Genomic DNA, 14966 nt, shown 5'->3' with positions numbered 1-14966 from the left:
AGGGGTAGGGCCACCCAATATCCGTTCGTAATGATCAAGGCGTTGGTCAAGTGGGCTGCCCAAACGGGTATGAGACCGATACAGTCATCCGCATCATGAGTTCCCGTCCGGCGCCGCTGATCCCGCCACGGCTCCGCGCGCTCCTCGTGCGGGTGCCGTTTCTGGTGCCCGTTGTCCGGTTCCTCAGGCGGGGACCGCTGGCGCGTGACCGGAATCTCACGATCACCCTCAGTGTGCTGACTCTGGTCGTCGGAGGTCTGGCCGCCCGGGTGTCGACCGAGTGGTTCTCGCCCTCGCTGCTGATCCTCATCACGCTCGTGGGCGGGCTGCAGCTGCGGCTGCGGAGCCTGGCCAAGCTGCTGGTCGTGGTGGCCGTCGCGCTGGGGTACATCGCGATCACGCTGGGCGTCGGCAGGGTCGGGCTCGGGCTCATGGTGACGATCGGGTTCACGACCGTGCTGGCCGTGCTCATGGCGCGTACCCGCGGCAAGCTCGGCGTGCAGGGCCTGCGCGGCGACGCGATGCTGCTGGAGCTGCGCGACCGGCTCAAAAGCCAGGGCGAGCTGCCCGCGCTGCCCAAGGACTGGGGCGGCAAGGTCGTGCTCAAGCAGGCGGGCGGCTCCTCCTTCGGCGGCGACTTCCTCGTCTCGATGCGCGACGGCGACAACCTGGAGATCGCGCTCGTGGACGTCTCCGGCAAGGGCGTCGACGCCGGCACCAGGGCGCTGCTGCTGTCCGGTACGTTCGGCGGGCTGCTCGGCTCCGTCGACGACTTCCTGCCCGCCTGCAACACCTACCTTCACCGCCAGCGCGGCGACGAGGGCTTCGTGACGGCGGTGCACGTACGCATCAACCTGGCCACGGGCGCCTACACGATCACCTCGGCGGGGCACCCGCCCGTGGTCAAGCTCGACGCGGGCACCGGCGGCTGGCAGGTGGCCACGGCCAAGGGCGTGGTCCTGGGCGTGGTGCCCGACCTGCACTGCGAGCCGGACAGCGGCGTGCTGCGCAAGGGCGACGCGCTGCTGCTCTACACCGACGGGCTGATCGAGCAGCCGGGCCGTGACATCGACGCGGGCCTGGACCGCCTGCTGGGCGAGGCCGAGCGGCTGCTGCCCAACGGCTTCCGCGACGGCGCCCGCGCGCTGGTCAACTCGATGTCGTCGGGACACAACGACGACTGCGCCCTGGTGCTGATCTGGCGGCCGTGACGTTTCACACGGGTGACCCTGTGTGCTCTTTCATGCGCAGATGGTGTGCGCGGTCACTGGCAGGGGCCGGTGGCGGCCTGAGATTCTCAGAGGGTCAACCCCCCGTGCCGCGCGGAAAGAGGCGCAATATCGTGCGGCTCCGCTGAGAGCAGCTCAAGATCCCCGGGTCCCGGGGGAGCGGCGCGGTTCCGCCGGGGCCCGGCCAGAAGCCAGGTGGCCCCGTGGTCGCTCGCGGGCCGCGCGTCTGTGGTCGGTGTGGCCAACGTGGGGGAGGCCGCCGCCGTGCTCGGCCGCGGGCACCAGCCGGAGCCTCGGCTGGTGTGCCACCTGCGAAGATCCTCAGAGCCAGCCGGAGTCGCTGGCGATGCGGACCGCGTCGAGCCGGTTGCGCGCGCCCGTCTTGCACATGATGCGCGACAGGTGGTTGCGTACCGTCCCCACTGAGAGGAACAGCTGATCGGCGATCTCCGTGGACCGCGCTCCACCGGCCGCGATCCGCAGTACGTCGAGCTCGCGCCGGGTCAGCGGGTTGGCCGCCGACTCCAGCGCCGCGACGGCCAGGTCGGAGTCCACCGCCCGCCGGCCGGCCGCGATCTGCCGCACGCCTTCCGCCAGCTGCTCGGGACCCACGTCGAGGCTCATGAACCCGAGCGCGTGCGCCGCGAACGCCCCCCGCACCTGCCCCGCGTTGGGATGGGCGGAGACGACGAGCACCTTGCAGCCGGGCGCCTTCTCGTGCAGGCGGGTGGTGACGGCCAGGCCGCCGCCGGGCAGGTCCAGGTCGATGACGGCCGCCGCCGGCAGGTGCGTCAGGGCTTCCGGCACCACGTCCTCGCCGTTGCCGAGCTCGGCCACGACCGACAGGTCTGCCTCGGCTTCCAGCGAGGACACCAAGCCTCGCCGTACGAGCGGCAGGTGTTCGGCAACGAGGATCCGGATCAACGTGCTCCCTTCGTCATACCCCAGGGTGATCGCGCGACTGCGCACTGTCAACGCAGTTTGTCGATTCCGCAAAGCGTGCGCAAGCCATTCAGGTGTGGAAACTTCGACTACTCTGGGGTTGTCAAGACCTTCCGTGACCCTGGAGCGCCCCTAGATGATCTGGCTCACCATCGCGGGATTCGCCTTGTTCTTCCTTGGTCTGGCGGCCTCCATCGCGCTGCACGAGCTCGGCCACATGGTCCCCGCGAAGATTTTCGGGGTGCGGGTGACGCAGTACATGGTGGGCTTCGGTCCGACCCTGTGGTCGAAGCGGAAGGGCGAGACCGAGTACGGGGTCAAGTGGATCCCCCTCGGCGGCTACATCCGGATGATCGGCATGCTGCCGCCGCGTCCCGGCGACGACCCGGCGAAGCTGCGCCAGGTCTCGACCGGGCCGTTCCAGGGACTCATCGACTCCGCGCGTGACATCGCGCAGGAAGAGGTACGGCCCGGCGACGAGAACCGGGTCTTCTACCGGAAGAAGTGGTGGCAGAAGGTCATCATCATGTCCGGCGGCCCGCTGATGAACTTCGTGCTGGCCTTCGTCTTCTTCGCCATCGTGCTGATGTATTTCGGCGTTCCGGTCCTCAAGCCGGTCGTCTCGCCGAAATCCACCACCTGCGTGATCCCCGTCGCGGAGCAGCGCCTGGAGTGCAAGCCCGGTGACCGGCCCACCCCCGCGGCCCAGGCCGGCCTGAAGGTGGGCGACGAGATCGTCGCCTTCAACGGCGTGAAGATCACCTCGTGGGACGACGCGACCGACAAGATCCGCGCGTACGGCGCGGGCGCGGTCAAGCTCGGGATCATCAGGAACGGCCAGCCGTCGACGCTGGACGTCAACCTGATCGCACAGGACCGGCCGAACCGGGACGACCCCAAGAAGGTCGACAAGAATGTCGGCTTCCTCGGGGTCTACCCCACCGAGGTCTACGAGACGCAGTCCATCGGCTTCGTGGCCGGGCACATGGTCAGCCTGACCGGGCGGGTGGCCGCATCGCTGCTCGACCTGCCGGAGAAGATGGTCGGCGTCTGGCACGCCGCCTTCTCCGGCGAGGAACGTGACCGGCAGGGCCCGGTCGGCGTCGTCGGCGCGGGCCGGATGGGCGGCGAGATCCTCTCCTCCGACCTGCTGTCGGGCCAGGAGAAGATCGCCACCTTCATCAACCTGCTGGCCGGCTTCAACCTCGCGATCGGCGTCTTCAACCTGATCCCGCTGCTGCCGCTGGACGGCGGCCACATCGCCGGCGGCCTCTGGGAAGGGCTCAAGCGCGCCTTCGCCCGCGTCTTCCGCCGGCCCGAGCCTCGTCACGTGGACATCGCCAAGGTGCTGCCGCTGACGTACGTGCTGGCCATGGTGATGATCATCATGGCCGGTCTGCTCGTCTACGCCGACCTGGTCAACCCCATCCGCCTGTCCGGCTGAGGCCCCTACTCGCCCGTGGCCCCGTCGATCCGCTCGCGTAGCAGGTCGGCGTGGCCGTTGTGGCGGGCGTACTCCTCGATCATGTGGAAGTAGACCCAGCGCACCGACACCGTCAGCGGCTCGCGGGTGCGGTGCACGACCCCGTCCAGCGGCACCCCCGCGGCCGCCTCGCGGGCCGCGGCCACCTCGCTCTCCCACGTCTTGAACGCCCCCGCCCGGTCGTCCTGGTCCACGCGGTCGAAGTCGGCGTCCGGATCCTCGTCCGTGACGTAGATGAACGGCAGGTCGCTCTGCCCGCCGAGACGGCGGCGGAACCAGGCCCGCTCCACCTCCGCCATGTGCCTGATCAGCCCGAGCAGCGACATCGTGGACGGCGGCAGGGCCCGCGTCCGCAACTGCTCGTCGGTGAGCCCCTCGCACTTCCAGGCCAGTGTCTGCCGGTGGTAGTCGAGGAAGCCTTCCAGCGTGCTTCGCTCGTCGCCGTCCACGGGTGGTTCGATGCGCATAGCCTAAGACTATGGACCAGCTGGAACGCCTGCGGAATCTCTGCCTGGACCTGCCGGAGACGACGGAACGGCTCAGCCACGGCGAGCCCACCTGGTTCGTGCGGGACAAGAAGACGTTCGTGACGTTCGCCGACCACCACCACGACGACCGGCTCGGCTTCTGGTGCGCCGCGCCGCCTGGCGTGCAGCAGGAACTGGTGGCGGAGGACCCGGAGCACTACTTCCGCCCGCCGTACGTGGGACACCGGGGCTGGCTCGGCGTCTACCTGGACGTGGACGTCGACTGGGCCGAGATCAAGGAGATCGTCACCGACGCCTACCGGATGATCGCCCCCAAGACCCTGGTCAAGCAGCTCGACGCCGGGATCGGACCGCCACAGTAGGCAGAAAGGTGTAGGCCGGATTGGCTCGCGCGTAGGAGTCGGGGCGCCGGTCGCGGCGGCAGGATGGGTGACCATGACGACAACAGTCCTCCTGACGCTGGTGGGGCTCGCCCTGGTGGACAGCACGAGTTTCGGCACACTCGGTGTGCCTCTGGTGATGATGCTGGCCTCCGACCGCAGGCAGGTCGGCCGGATGATCATCTACCTGGCCACGATCACGCTCTTCTACTTCCTGGTGGGCGTGGCGCTCATGCTGGGCCTGTCGGCGTTGCTGGAGAACTTCGGTGACGTCTTCCAGAGCCGTACCTTCCTGTGGGTGCAGTTGGTGGTCGGTGTGGGCCTGTTCCTGCTGAGCTGGCGCTTCGACTCCAAGAAGCAGAAGAAGCAGTGGGAGCCGCGCCTGGGCGGGCCGGGCACGATGGTGTCGCTGGCGCTGACGATGGGTGTGGTCGAGGTGGCCACGATGGCGCCCTACCTGGCCGCGATCGGCATCATGACCGCCTCCGGGCTGACGCCGATGCAGTGGGGGCCGGTGCTGGCCGGGTACGTGCTGGTGATGGTGCTGCCGCCGCTGGCCCTCATGGCCGGGCGCGGCCTGGCGGGCGACCGGCTGGAGCCGAAGCTGGCCAAACTGCGCGACTGGATCCTCAGGAACGCCGCCTCCATGGTCGGCTGGACGCTGGCCATCGTGGGCTTCCTCATCGCCCGCGACGCCGCCGCCCGCCTGTTCGGCTGGCTCCAGTAGCCGTTGTTCATCCACATGGGGTGGTTCGCGCGCGTACGGGTGCGATAGAGAGAGATCCATGTACGAGAACGGGCACCCCATCGGCGAGATGCTGACTCAGGCCCTCCAGGCACTGGAGCAGGCGGAGGAAGCGCCCGCCGACGCCGTCTTCCAGGGCGACGGCGTGGCGGCGGACGGGCAGGTGCGGGCGGTGGCCGGGCCGGACGGGCGGTTGCACGAGCTGCGTCTCAACCCCCGGGTCATGCGCATGGCCTCGGAGGACCTCGCGCGGGAGATCCTCAGCGCGGTCAACGCCGCCCTGGACGACCTGCGGGCGAACGCGCCGGGACTGGAGGCGGCCGATCCCCGGCGGCTCGCCCAGACGATGGGCGGAACGCACGACAGCGTGCTGGGGCGGCTGGAGGAGTTCGCCGACGGGGTGGAGCTGGTCGTGCGCCGGCTGGAGGAGCGGTGACCGGGTTCGACCGGGGCCCGGACGTCTCCCACGCCGACCTGCGCGGCACCGGCGCGGGCCTCGGCCAGACCGGCGCGACGTGGCTGGAGGCGGTGGCGGAGTTGCGCGCCGGTCTCGAGGGAGAAGGAGACCCCTGGGACGAGGTGCCCGCGACCATGGTCAAGGCCGCCTACCTCGAGGTCACCAAGAAGGCGCTGGAGGTCTGCGAGGCGCTGGGGGAGCGGCAGGTGGCCTCGGGCGAGGACGTGCGGGTCATGGAGGCGAACTACAAGGCCGCCGAGCGGCGCGGCGAGGAGGAAGTCGCGCGCGTCAGACGGCTGCTGGAGCGGTCATGACCGGCATGGCTCCACGCCGGTCACGACTGGCGTAGCTCCGCGGGGCCGAGGAGCACACCGGCGGGCCCTTCCGGGTTGACGACGACGCCCACGTCCGCGGGCAGGAGCGCGACCAAATCGCCCCCGCGCAGGCGCTGCCAGTCCATGGCCCCGTCCGGCAGGGACCGCGGCAAGTGGTCCTGGGCCGTGTAGGCGAACGCCGCCCGGCCCTCGCCCGTGTCGAACACCGGCACCCCGCCGCCCGGCCCGGCGGCCACGATCACCTCCGCCGCCAGCAGCAGCGGCACGACGTCGCCGCCGGTGGCGTAGCCGGTCGAGGCGAGCTGCAGGGCCCGGTCGAGCGGGTCGGTGGGCTCGGGGTGGCCCAGCGCCACCGGCGAGGGCCGGTATCCGCCGTTGTGCTGGAACTCGCCGGTGATCTCACCGCGCGCGTCGACCTGCCAGGCCCCGATGATGCCGTACGGCGGGACCTCCCCACCGGGGTCGAAGAACGGGTCGATCGCGTACATCCAGGTCCCCGGGCTCTGCCGTGCCTGCCGCCGCAACTCGTCGGTGATCGGCGGCGGGGGCGGTGGGACGTCGTTCACGGCGATCCTCCGGGGAAGGGGTCGTAGTGCGGGTTGCGGATGAAGTTCTGCGGCGTTTTGGGCACCCCTTGCGGCCAGGCGCCGGTGATGTATCTCCGATGCACTCCGCCGGGGAAGGCGATCTCGCGCTCGTGGGCCAGATGGCGGGCGGCCTTCACGGTGTCCTGGACGTCGATCCCGCCCGGGGCGTCGACCTCGTAGACGTAGCGGCGCGGGACGGCGTTGTCGATGTCCATCCGCGTGCTGGTCCCGACGAAGGCGGACGGCTTGGCCTTGAGCACGTAGTCGGACAGGTTCGTCATCGACGGGTCGCGCGGGCGCAGGCCCCGCTCGAAGATCTCGTCGGGAGACCTGTCCTCGGCGCGGTAGACCGGCGGGCGGTCGCGCCGCCAGATCGGGTACGGCGTGATGCTCGAGACGTCGACGTTCTTGTCGGCCGCCGACTCGAGGTGGTTGCCGGGGCCGCGCAGGGGTGTCGGCGGCCGCCTGCCGGGCGGGATCGCGCCGGACCCCGCTTTGGAGGCCGGCTTGCGCAGCAGCGCGGACGCGCGTCCGAACAGGCGCAGCGCGCTGCGTTCCAGCAGCTCGACCATCCGGCGGATGATCTCCCGCGCGGTCGTCCTGGCGCCGCCCACGACCGGACCCACGGCGGCGAGCGAGGCGCCGGCGGTGGGGCCAGAGGCCGCGACCAGCCGCGACAGGTGCAGGGCGAGCCGCATGAGCAGGACGATCAGCGCCACCTTCATGGCCAGCACGATCGTCGCGGAGATCTGTAACGCGCCGCCGATGAGCAGCGCGGCGGTGACCGCGTCGCCGGAGCGTGCGGAGGTGTCGCGCCACTCGCCGTCGAACGCCCGGACGCCTTCGCCCTCGTTGCGTGCGGTGGTCTGGGCGGCGTGCGTGGCCGCGGTCGAGGAGACGCGCACCGCCGTCATCGCGAAGGAGATCCACTGGGTACCGGCCGCGTACAGCCGGTCCTCGTCGACGAGCGGCCACGAGACGACGATGTTGAGCAGCATGGCCAGTCCCGGCGGTGGCTGCAGCGCCACGGTGCCCCTCCTTGCCCGGTGATCACATCCGAGGGGTCACACTACTGGGGCGCACTCACTGCATGGAGATGTGCGGGTGGTCGAAGTGGTTCTCGGTGATGCTGCCGCGGTCGCTCATCGCCCGCCATCCCGATCCCATGTTGATGCGCTGCTTCCAGATGACGTACTTCACGCCGAAGCGGTTCTTGTTCTTGATCGCCCAGGCCGCGATCTGGTCGCCGAGTGCCTGGTTGGCGGCGGTGGGCATGGAGCCGCCGGTGCTCATCATGAAGTCGCAGGCCCGGCCGAGCGGGTGCTCGCCGCCGCCGCCCGAGCGGTAGCAGCCGACCTCGAAGGGCAGGTTGAAGGTCTTCTTGATCTCGTCGCGGATGATCCGCATCCGTGAGGTGATGTTGTCGGAGCCGGAGGGCAGCTCGGGGGCCCAGGAACCGTCGTTGCGCTTGCCGGTGCCGTACGGCATGAGGTCCTGGAGCTTGTCCTTGATGTCCTTGATGACGCCTTCGGCCTCGTCGCGCTCCTTGTCCACCTCATCCGCCTGCCCGGCGATCTGGGCGGTGAGCGCGGCGGCCGCGTCGGCGGCCTTCTTCTTCTCGTCGCGGGCGGCGGCGACGCCCGCGATGACCGCCTGCTCCTCGTCGGTGAGCTGCTCCAGTACGGCCGCGCCCGGCGCGTCAGGCGTGTACAGGAAGCCGGGCAGCGTGCCGCCGCTGCCCTGGTAGCGCAGCTGGGCGATCTCGGCCACCCGCCGCTCGGCCTCGACCAGGGCCGTCTCGGCGGTGGCCAGGCGCGCTTGGGCGGACTTCTCCGCCTCCTTCGCCTTGGCGAGGGCCACGCGCTTGCCGTTGTAACTCTCGATGAGCTTGTCCACCTGGGTGTTGAGCTTCTTCAGCTCGGCCCGCAGCTGCTTCTCGCTCGGCTTGGGCGCGGCGAGCGCGCTCGCCGGGGTGAGCGCCACAGCTGCGGCGGTGATGAGACCGATGGCCAGAGCCGCGGGGGACGCAACCGCCACGTGGGGGATTCCTCTCCATCTGCCGGCCGGGTTAGCTGACGGGTTCGGGCATGGAGATGCCCTACCACCGAAGTGGATTCACCCCAGGTGAGGCTGGGTCCCCGGCTCCTGGGCAACACGCCCGGGATTAGGCGGCAACGGCTGTGACAACCGGTGCGTGAGGGATATTAGTAGTAAATGGCGGGTAACGCGACTTCAAGTGGAAATCAATTAGTGATCTACCTGTGATCGAAGCAGGCGTGCGGCCTCCTCGGGCAGCACGTCGTTGACGAAGGCCCCCATCGCCGACTCCGACCCCGCCAGGTACTTGAGCTTGCCGGGCGCGCGCCTGATCGAGAACAGCTCCAGGTGCAGATGTCCCAGCTCACGCAGGTACTGCACCGGCGCCTGGTGCCAGGCCGAGATGTACGGCATGGCCACCCCGAAGATCCCGTCCAGCGCCCGCAGCACCGAGGTGTAGAGCGGCGCGAAGGCCGCCCGCTCCGCCTCGGTCAGCGCCGCGAGGTCCGGCACCTGCCGATGCGGGTAGACATGCACCTCGTACGGCCAGCGCGCCGCGGCCGGCACGAAGGCGGTCCACAACTCGTTGGCCGCCACGACCCGCTCCCCGGCCCGTTCGGCGGCCAGCACGTCCGCGAACAGCCCCGGCCGCCGCTGCGCCGCCGCGAGCTGCAGCTTGGTCCGCGGCGTCACGTAGGGGTAGGCGTAGATCTGCCCGTGCGGGTGGGGCAGCGTGATCCCGATCTCCTCGCCCCGGTTCTCGAAGACGAAGACCTGCTCCACGCCCTCGATCGCGGACAGCTCGGCGGTGCGGTCCGCCCACGCCTCCATGACCAGTTCGACCTGCGCGTCGGTCAGCCGTGAGAACGACGAGGAGTGCTCGGAGGTGAAGCACACCACCTCACACCGCCCCGCCCCCGGCCGCACCTCACTCAGGCCGCCCACATCGTGATAAGTCCCAAAATTTCCGCTGAAAGATGGGAAGCGGTTCTCGAACACCACCACGTCATAGTCGTGCGCCGGGATCTCCGAGGCCCGCGTGTCGGACGACGGGCACAACGGGCACTCGTCGGCGGGCGGCAGGAACGTCCGCGTCTGCCGGTGCCCCGCGATCGCGATCCACTCCTCGGTCAGCGGGTCGTAGCGCAGCTCCGAGGCGAGCGGCCGGGGGTCGAGCGGGCGCCGGTCCACCGCGCCGCGGTCGGCGTCGTCGCGCCGGTCGAAGTAGATCAGCTCTCGCCCGTCGGCCAGGTGGGTGATGGTGCGCTTCACTGCGTGCCCTCCGCGATGATCAGTTCCCCGACGCGCTCGGCCAGCTCGGCGCGCGCCTCGGCGGGCAGACCCTGGTCGCTGATGACGACGTCGGCCTCTGCCAGGTCGGCGATCGTGCTGATGCCGACGGTGTTCCACTTGGTGTGGTCGGCCGGCACGACCAGGCGGTGGGCGGCGGCCACCAGTTCCCGGTCGGTCTCCGACTCCAGCAGGTTCGGCGTGGTGAACCCGGCGCGCGCGCTCATCCCGTGCACGCCCAGGAACAGCGTGTCCACGTGCAGGCGGCGGATCGCGGCGACGGCGACGGGACCGACCAGCGCGTCGGAGGGCGTGCGGACGCCGCCGGTGAGCACCACCGTGCGGTCGGCGCGCGGGGCGCGGTGGAAGACGTCGGCGACCGGGACCGAGTTCGTGATGACGGTGAGGTCGGGCACCGAGACCAGGTGGTGGGCCAGCGCCCACGTGGTGGTGCCCGCCGACAGGGCGACCGCGGTGCCGGGCCCGACCAGCTCGGCGGCGCGGCGCGCGATCGACTCCTTCTCCTGCTGCTGGCGGGCGGACTTGGCGGTGAAGCCCGGCTCCTCCGTGGAGCCGGGGCCGAGCGTGGTCGCGCCGCCGTGCACCTTCTCCAGCAGGCCGCGCTCGGCCAGGGACTCCAGATCGCGCCGGACGGTCATGTCGGAGACGCCGAGCTCGCGCACGAGGTCGGCCACGCGGACGCCGCCGCTGGCCCGGACCCGTTCGAGGATCGTCTGTTGCCGCTGCTGTGCGAGCACGCGCTCTCCTTCCAACAAGTTCAAACAGATTATGACATGAACATGTTGAAGAATGTGAGGTCGCTTGCCGGGGGGCCTGGTGTGGGATACGCATGCCGTACCGGAAAAGGCCCGCTCAAAGGAGGACGACGGATGGCAAGGCGCGCCCGCAAGTCCCGAGCACGCAAGAAGAAGAAGGCCAACCACGGCAAGCGCCCCGCGTCGCGCTGACGGTCACCCGGCCGCGGTGAGCTCCTTCACGGCGGCCGAAACCGCCCGGTGGAACGTCGGGTAGGCGTAGATCATCTCGTCGAGCCTGGGGAGCGGGACACGGGCGTGCACCGCCAGCGTCAGCAGTCCCAGGACCTCGCCCCCGGGCGGCGCCGCCACGGTCGCGCCGACCAGGACACCGTCGGCGGCCACCAGCTTGACCAGCCCCTCGGCCTGGGCGATGTACCCGCGCGTGCCCAGATCGCCCATGGCGACGCGCACATCCAGGCCCCGCTCGCGGGCCTGCGCCTCGGTCAGGCCCACCGCGCCCACCTCGGGATCGGTGAAGGTCACCCGGGGCACGGCGTGGTACTCGGCCTCGTGCACGGGCTCGCCGAGGATCTCCTTGACCACGATGTTCGCCTGGTACATCGACATGTGGGTGAAAGCGCCCTTGCCTACCGCGTCGCCGATCGCCCAGACGCCCTCGGCCGCGCGCATCCGCGCGTCCACGGGAATCGCCCGCGCGCTCTCGTCGAGACCGATCGCGCCGACGCCCAGCGCCTTCAGATCCACCCGGCGGCCCGTCGCCACCAGCAGCCGCTCCGCCTCGGCGCCGCCGACCGTGAAACGGCCGTCCCCGTAGTCCACGCGCGCGACCTTGGCCGAGGTCCGCACGTCGATGCCGCGCCCGGCGAAGACCTTCTCCAGCAGCGCGCCGGCCTCCGGCTCTTCGAGGGCGATCAGCCGCTCGGCGGCCTCGACCACCGTCACCGCCACGCCGAACGTCCGGAACATCTGCGCCAGCTCGACCCCGATCGCACCGCCGCCCAGCACGATGATCGACTCGGGCAGCTCGGCGTTCTCGATCGCCTGATGGTTGGTCCAGTACGGCGTGCCCGCCAGCCCCTCGATCGGCGGCACCGCCGCCTGCGAACCGGTCGCGATCACGATGCCGCGCGCCGCGCGCAGCACCTGGTCGCCGACGGTCACCTCGCCCGGCCCGGTGACGCGCCCGTGGCCCCTGAACAGGTGGCCGCCCTTGCCGGTGAAGCGGTCGGCGGCCACCTTGTCGTCCCAGGAGTCGGTGGCCTCGCGCACCCGGCGTACCAGCGCCGCCCACTCGCGCGAGGTCTCCGCCTCATGGATCATGATCTTCGAGGGGATGCAGCCCCAGTAGGGGCACTCGCCGCCCACCAGGTTCGACTCGACGGCGGCCACGCGCAGCCCCGCCTCCGCCAGCCGGCCGGCCACGTCCTCGCCGCCCGGACCCATCCCCAGCACGATCACATCGACGTCCATGCTCAGTACATAACCAGCCCTGAGCCGGAGTTCACCCGGAACGTGGCAAATTCGCCAGCGCCTGGTCGACCCGCTCCTGCGGCAGCGCGTAGTCCTCCAGTTCGCCCGCCAGGTAGCGGTCGTAGGCGCCGAGGTCGAAGTGGCCGTGGCCGCACAGCGCGGTCAGCAGCACCTTCTCCTCGCCGCTCTCCTTGCAGCGCAGCGCCTCGGCGATCGTCTCGGCCAGCGCGTGCGTCGGCTCCGGCGCCGGCACGATCCCCTCCGTACGCGCGAAGCGCACACCGGCCTCGAAACACTCGCTCTGCGACCGGGTGACCGCCTCGAACAAGCCCAGCTCGTACATGTGCGACAGCAGCGGCGACATGCCGTGATAGCGCAGCCCGCCCGCGTGGATCGGATCCGGCACGAAGTCGTGGCCGAGCGTGTGCATCTTCAGCAGCGGCGTGAACCCGGCCGTGTCGCCGAAGTCGTATGCGTAGCGGCCGCGGGTGAACGACGGGCACGCCTCCGGTTCCACCGCGCGGAAGGACGTCCGCGGGCTCTCGCGCATGAATGGGAAGGCCAGGCCGGCGAAGTTGGAGCCGCCGCCGGTGCAGCCGATGACCAGGTCCGGCATCTCCGGCATCTGCTTGAGCGCCTCCTCGCCGATGACCGTCTGGTGCAGCAGCACGTGGTTGAGCACCGAGCCCAGCGCGTACCGGGTGTCGGCCGCGGCCCCCGCCACCTCGACGGCCTCGCTGATCGCGATGCCCAGGCTGCCGGTGGAGCCGGGGTGCTCGGCCAGGATCTTGCTGCCCGCGCTCGTCAGCGGTGACGGGCTGGCGTGGACGGCGCCGCCGTACACGCGCATGAGAGAGCGGCGGTAGGGCTTCTGGTCATAGGAGGCGCGCACCATCCAGATCTCGCACTCCAGCCCGAACTGCGCGCACGCGAACGCCAGCGCCGACCCCCACTGCCCCGCCCCCGTCTCGGTCGTGAGCCTGCGCACACCCTCGCGCTTGTTGTAGTACGCCTGCGGCACGGCGGTGTTCGGCTTGTGCGAGCCGGCGGGGGAGACGCCCTCGTACTTGTAGTAGATGCGCGCCGGGGTGCCCAGCGCCTTCTCCAGCCGGTGCGCCCGGATCAGCGGCGTCGGCCGCCACAGCCGGTAGACGTCCAGCACCTCCTGCGGAATCTCGATGAACCGCTCCCCGCTCACCTCCTGGCCGATCAGCTCCATCGGGAACAACGGGGCCAGATCGTCGGGACCGACCGGCTGCCCGGTGGCGGGGTGGAGCGGCGGGGGAGGGGGCGTGGTGAGGTCGGGAACGATGTTGTACCAGTGGCTAGGGGTCATCACCCCAGTCTGCGACGGTCGGCCCCGTCGTTCCAGGGCCACCTGCTCCCGCTGACCGCCCTGGGGCCAGAAGACGAACGCGTCGATGCCGTGACCGACCGCCAGATCCGTCGCCCCCCCGTGAGGTCGGCCACCGTGTGCGGGCCGGCTGTCCGCCGTGGGGCGAACCGCGTCATCATGTCGAAGTGCAGCAGGTGGAAGTCTTCGAAAGCCCGCGTCCCGTGTTGACGGGTCCGCCGGTTCCTCCTGGTCGGGCCGCACGAGCTGGGCTCCCTTCGGTCAACGGCGAATACACCTTGTACTTGGCCGAACCTGGCGACGCATGACGGGATGCCGTTGACGCGGCCCGCCCGGCCGCCGGGGCCGGGACCCGCCGGTGGAAGATGGCTTTCGTGCTATCCCCTCGTTCGTCCGTACGCCGCCGGGTGAAGACCTTGGCGATCCTGGAGTTCGTCAACATTCCGCTGATCGCCGGGGTGCTGACGGGGGTCCTGGGCATGCCACTGACCACGGCCAACACGGCAGGGCTCGTGCTGGTTCTGATCGTTTTGGCTGAGGGCGGCGCGTACTGGTGGTTGAAGCTCGCCCAGCTCTCGTCGCGATCACCCGTTCCGGCGGGGATGGCGGTGTATCGCAGGTTGTCCCGGGTCAACGTCGGCTTGCTGGTGGCCGCGGCCGTCGTGGTGGGTGCCTGCTTGGCCGAAGGCGGTTCCGGCGCGCGGGTCTGGCCGGGGGCGGCGCTGTGGGTGTTCGCACTGCTGGAACACGTCAACTACTTCCACCTGCAACTGATGCACGACACTCGCGCCGACCTGGCCCACTTGATGAACACTCGTCGCCTTCGCCGCTCACATCTCGCTCTCGATCTGGCCCGCGCTTCCAGGAGGTCGGGGTGGTGAGCCCCGAACCGTCCGCCCATGCCAACGCCGTCGGGCATCGAGACGCCGCGTACATGCTGGCGGTGCTCACCCCGCTGGCCGGGGCGGACAGCGCGGAGGCCCATCGGCTCCTCGACCTCCTGTTCCAGGATCTCGGGCCCTGGACCGCGGGCCGCTTCCTCAACGTCATGGGCTACGGCGACAACGCCGATCACGAGCTGGTCCGCACCGCCTACGAGCCGCACGACCATGAACGACTGGCCGCGCTCAAGGCCGTCCACGATCCGACGAACGCCTTCCGCGCGAACTACGACATCCCACCGGCCCGATGACCTCCCTCTCGTCACGCACACAGGGGTCTCCCCGTGAAACTCACCGTCTTCGGAGCGACCGGCCGCGTCGGACGACATGTCCTGGCCCAAGCCGTCGCCGCCGGTCATGACGTCACGGCTCACGCCTCACTTGCTGTGCAGTTCAGCTAGGGGCGCTGGCCGGTTCCGGAAGCGAAGAGACGCAGTCTTCGGCGGGTT

General features: G+C 70.3%; 18 protein-coding genes and 1 riboswitch. Of the genes, 9 read left to right on the top strand and 9 right to left on the bottom strand.

Annotated features, from left to right (window positions below):
- Nucleotides 1-95: 95 nt before the first annotated feature.
- The gene (locus ACIBHY_RS43505) at nt 96-1211 is read left to right on the top strand and encodes a PP2C family protein-serine/threonine phosphatase (RefSeq protein WP_397255184.1); all 1116 of its coding nucleotides are present in this window, start codon (nt 96-98) and stop codon (nt 1209-1211) included.
- Nucleotides 1212-1550: 339 nt separating this feature from the next.
- Here the strand turns inward: ACIBHY_RS43505 and ACIBHY_RS43500 are convergent, their stop codons facing one another.
- A complete protein-coding gene (locus ACIBHY_RS43500) occupies nt 1551-2153 on the bottom strand; it encodes a response regulator transcription factor (RefSeq protein WP_397255186.1) in 603 nt (200 codons plus the stop codon).
- A 154-nt stretch (nt 2154-2307) separates the two neighbouring features.
- On the opposite strand from ACIBHY_RS43500, the gene ACIBHY_RS43495 reads away from it, so the two are divergent.
- A complete protein-coding gene (locus ACIBHY_RS43495; RefSeq protein ID WP_397309798.1) occupies nt 2308-3615 on the top strand; it encodes a M50 family metallopeptidase in 1308 nt (435 codons plus the stop codon).
- Between the two features lie 5 nt (nt 3616-3620).
- Here ACIBHY_RS43495 and ACIBHY_RS43490 read toward each other — a convergent pair whose 3' ends face one another.
- Nucleotides 3621-4121 carry a DinB family protein gene (locus tag ACIBHY_RS43490; protein ID WP_397255190.1) on the bottom strand — a complete coding sequence of 167 codons (501 nt, stop codon included), beginning with the start codon at nt 4119-4121 and terminating at the stop codon, nt 3621-3623.
- Between the two features lie 11 nt (nt 4122-4132).
- On the opposite strand from ACIBHY_RS43490, the gene ACIBHY_RS43485 reads away from it, so the two are divergent.
- From ACIBHY_RS43485 to ACIBHY_RS43470, 4 genes are all read left to right on the top strand, one after another.
- A complete protein-coding gene (locus tag ACIBHY_RS43485) occupies nt 4133-4504 on the top strand; it encodes an MmcQ/YjbR family DNA-binding protein (protein WP_397309796.1) in 372 nt (123 codons plus the stop codon).
- A 73-nt stretch (nt 4505-4577) separates the two neighbouring features.
- The gene (locus ACIBHY_RS43480) at nt 4578-5249 is read left to right on the top strand and encodes a GAP family protein (protein WP_397309795.1); all 672 of its coding nucleotides are present in this window, start codon (nt 4578-4580) and stop codon (nt 5247-5249) included.
- A 58-nt stretch (nt 5250-5307) separates the two neighbouring features.
- Nucleotides 5308-5703 carry a YbaB/EbfC family nucleoid-associated protein gene (locus tag ACIBHY_RS43475; RefSeq protein WP_397309794.1) on the top strand — a complete coding sequence of 132 codons (396 nt, stop codon included), beginning with the start codon at nt 5308-5310 and terminating at the stop codon, nt 5701-5703.
- Nucleotides 5700-6038 carry a hypothetical protein gene (locus ACIBHY_RS43470; RefSeq protein ID WP_397255198.1) on the top strand — a complete coding sequence of 113 codons (339 nt, stop codon included), beginning with the start codon at nt 5700-5702 and terminating at the stop codon, nt 6036-6038. Before ACIBHY_RS43475 ends, ACIBHY_RS43470 begins: the two co-directional genes overlap by 4 nt.
- Nucleotides 6039-6058: 20 nt before the next feature.
- On the opposite strand, the gene ACIBHY_RS43465 is transcribed toward ACIBHY_RS43470, so the two are convergent.
- The 5 genes from ACIBHY_RS43465 to ACIBHY_RS43445 form a co-directional block, all read right to left on the bottom strand.
- Nucleotides 6059-6625, bottom strand: coding sequence for a type VII secretion system-associated protein (locus ACIBHY_RS43465; protein ID WP_397309793.1), 567 nt, complete (start codon nt 6623-6625; stop codon nt 6059-6061).
- Complete coding sequence (locus ACIBHY_RS43460) at nt 6622-7674, bottom strand: hypothetical protein (protein WP_397309792.1); 1053 nt, start codon at nt 7672-7674, stop codon at nt 6622-6624. Before ACIBHY_RS43460 ends, ACIBHY_RS43465 begins: the two co-directional genes overlap by 4 nt.
- A gap of 55 nt (nt 7675-7729) precedes the next feature.
- On the bottom strand, nt 7730-8683 hold the full coding sequence (locus tag ACIBHY_RS43455; protein ID WP_397309791.1) for a coiled-coil domain-containing protein: 954 nt from the start codon (nt 8681-8683) through the stop codon (nt 7730-7732).
- A 6-nt stretch (nt 8684-8689) separates the two neighbouring features.
- Nucleotides 8690-8827: riboswitch (cyclic di-AMP (ydaO/yuaA leader) on the bottom strand.
- A 66-nt stretch (nt 8828-8893) separates the two neighbouring features.
- The gene (gene galT, locus ACIBHY_RS43450) at nt 8894-9955 is read right to left on the bottom strand and encodes a galactose-1-phosphate uridylyltransferase (protein WP_397309790.1); all 1062 of its coding nucleotides are present in this window, start codon (nt 9953-9955) and stop codon (nt 8894-8896) included.
- On the bottom strand, nt 9952-10731 hold the full coding sequence (locus ACIBHY_RS43445) for a DeoR/GlpR family DNA-binding transcription regulator (RefSeq protein ID WP_397255208.1): 780 nt from the start codon (nt 10729-10731) through the stop codon (nt 9952-9954). Before ACIBHY_RS43445 ends, galT begins: the two co-directional genes overlap by 4 nt.
- A gap of 132 nt (nt 10732-10863) precedes the next feature.
- On the opposite strand from ACIBHY_RS43445, the gene ACIBHY_RS43440 reads away from it, so the two are divergent.
- Nucleotides 10864-10941 (top strand): 50S ribosomal protein bL37, encoded by a 78-nt coding sequence (locus ACIBHY_RS43440; protein WP_376773618.1) that lies wholly within the window; start codon nt 10864-10866, stop codon nt 10939-10941.
- Nucleotides 10942-10944: 3 nt separating this feature from the next.
- Here ACIBHY_RS43440 and ACIBHY_RS43435 read toward each other — a convergent pair whose 3' ends face one another.
- Both ACIBHY_RS43435 and ACIBHY_RS43430 read right to left on the bottom strand, forming a co-directional pair.
- Entirely contained in the window at nt 10945-12222 is a 1278-nt protein-coding gene (locus ACIBHY_RS43435; RefSeq protein WP_397255210.1) for a dihydrolipoyl dehydrogenase family protein, read from the bottom strand.
- Between the two features lie 31 nt (nt 12223-12253).
- Nucleotides 12254-13558: a TrpB-like pyridoxal phosphate-dependent enzyme gene (locus tag ACIBHY_RS43430; protein ID WP_397309789.1), complete on the bottom strand. Its 1305-nt coding sequence runs from the start codon at nt 13556-13558 to the stop codon at nt 12254-12256.
- Between the two features lie 425 nt (nt 13559-13983).
- Here ACIBHY_RS43430 and ACIBHY_RS43425 point away from each other — a divergent pair, with 425 nt between their 5' ends.
- Together ACIBHY_RS43425 and ACIBHY_RS43420 are read left to right on the top strand one after the other, a co-directional pair.
- Nucleotides 13984-14457, top strand: a complete 474-nt coding sequence (locus tag ACIBHY_RS43425) for a hypothetical protein (protein ID WP_397309788.1) — start codon at nt 13984-13986, stop codon at nt 14455-14457.
- Entirely contained in the window at nt 14451-14768 is a 318-nt protein-coding gene (locus tag ACIBHY_RS43420; protein WP_397309787.1) for a BBE domain-containing protein, read from the top strand. Before ACIBHY_RS43425 ends, ACIBHY_RS43420 begins: the two co-directional genes overlap by 7 nt.
- Nucleotides 14769-14966: the final 198 nt, after the last annotated feature.

The sequence above is a fragment of the Nonomuraea sp. NPDC050547 genome (genome assembly GCF_044457345.1).
Lineage (GTDB): Bacteria > Actinomycetota > Actinomycetes > Streptosporangiales > Streptosporangiaceae > Nonomuraea.
Note: the sequence above shows the minus strand (reverse complement) of the source record. Positions and strands in the feature narration are given on the sequence as shown.

What these genes read in the sequence shown, in the direction of transcription:
- ACIBHY_RS43495 (WP_397309798.1), top strand. Translation starts at nt 2,308, where the DNA reads ATGATCTGGCTCACCATCGCGGGATTCGCCTTGTTCTTCCTTGGTCTG.
- ACIBHY_RS43440 (WP_376773618.1), top strand. Translation starts at nt 10,864, where the DNA reads ATGGCAAGGCGCGCCCGCAAGTCCCGAGCACGCAAGAAGAAGAAGGCC.
- ACIBHY_RS43435 (WP_397255210.1), bottom strand. Translation starts at nt 12,222, where the DNA reads ATGGACGTCGATGTGATCGTGCTGGGGATGGGTCCGGGCGGCGAGGAC.
- ACIBHY_RS43475 (WP_397309794.1), top strand. Translation starts at nt 5,308, where the DNA reads ATGTACGAGAACGGGCACCCCATCGGCGAGATGCTGACTCAGGCCCTC.
- ACIBHY_RS43480 (WP_397309795.1), top strand. Translation starts at nt 4,578, where the DNA reads ATGACGACAACAGTCCTCCTGACGCTGGTGGGGCTCGCCCTGGTGGAC.
- ACIBHY_RS43485 (WP_397309796.1), top strand. Translation starts at nt 4,133, where the DNA reads ATGGACCAGCTGGAACGCCTGCGGAATCTCTGCCTGGACCTGCCGGAG.
- ACIBHY_RS43490 (WP_397255190.1), bottom strand. Translation starts at nt 4,121, where the DNA reads ATGCGCATCGAACCACCCGTGGACGGCGACGAGCGAAGCACGCTGGAA.
- ACIBHY_RS43505 (WP_397255184.1), top strand. Translation starts at nt 96, where the DNA reads ATGAGTTCCCGTCCGGCGCCGCTGATCCCGCCACGGCTCCGCGCGCTC.
- ACIBHY_RS43430 (WP_397309789.1), bottom strand. Translation starts at nt 13,558, where the DNA reads ATGACCCCTAGCCACTGGTACAACATCGTTCCCGACCTCACCACGCCC.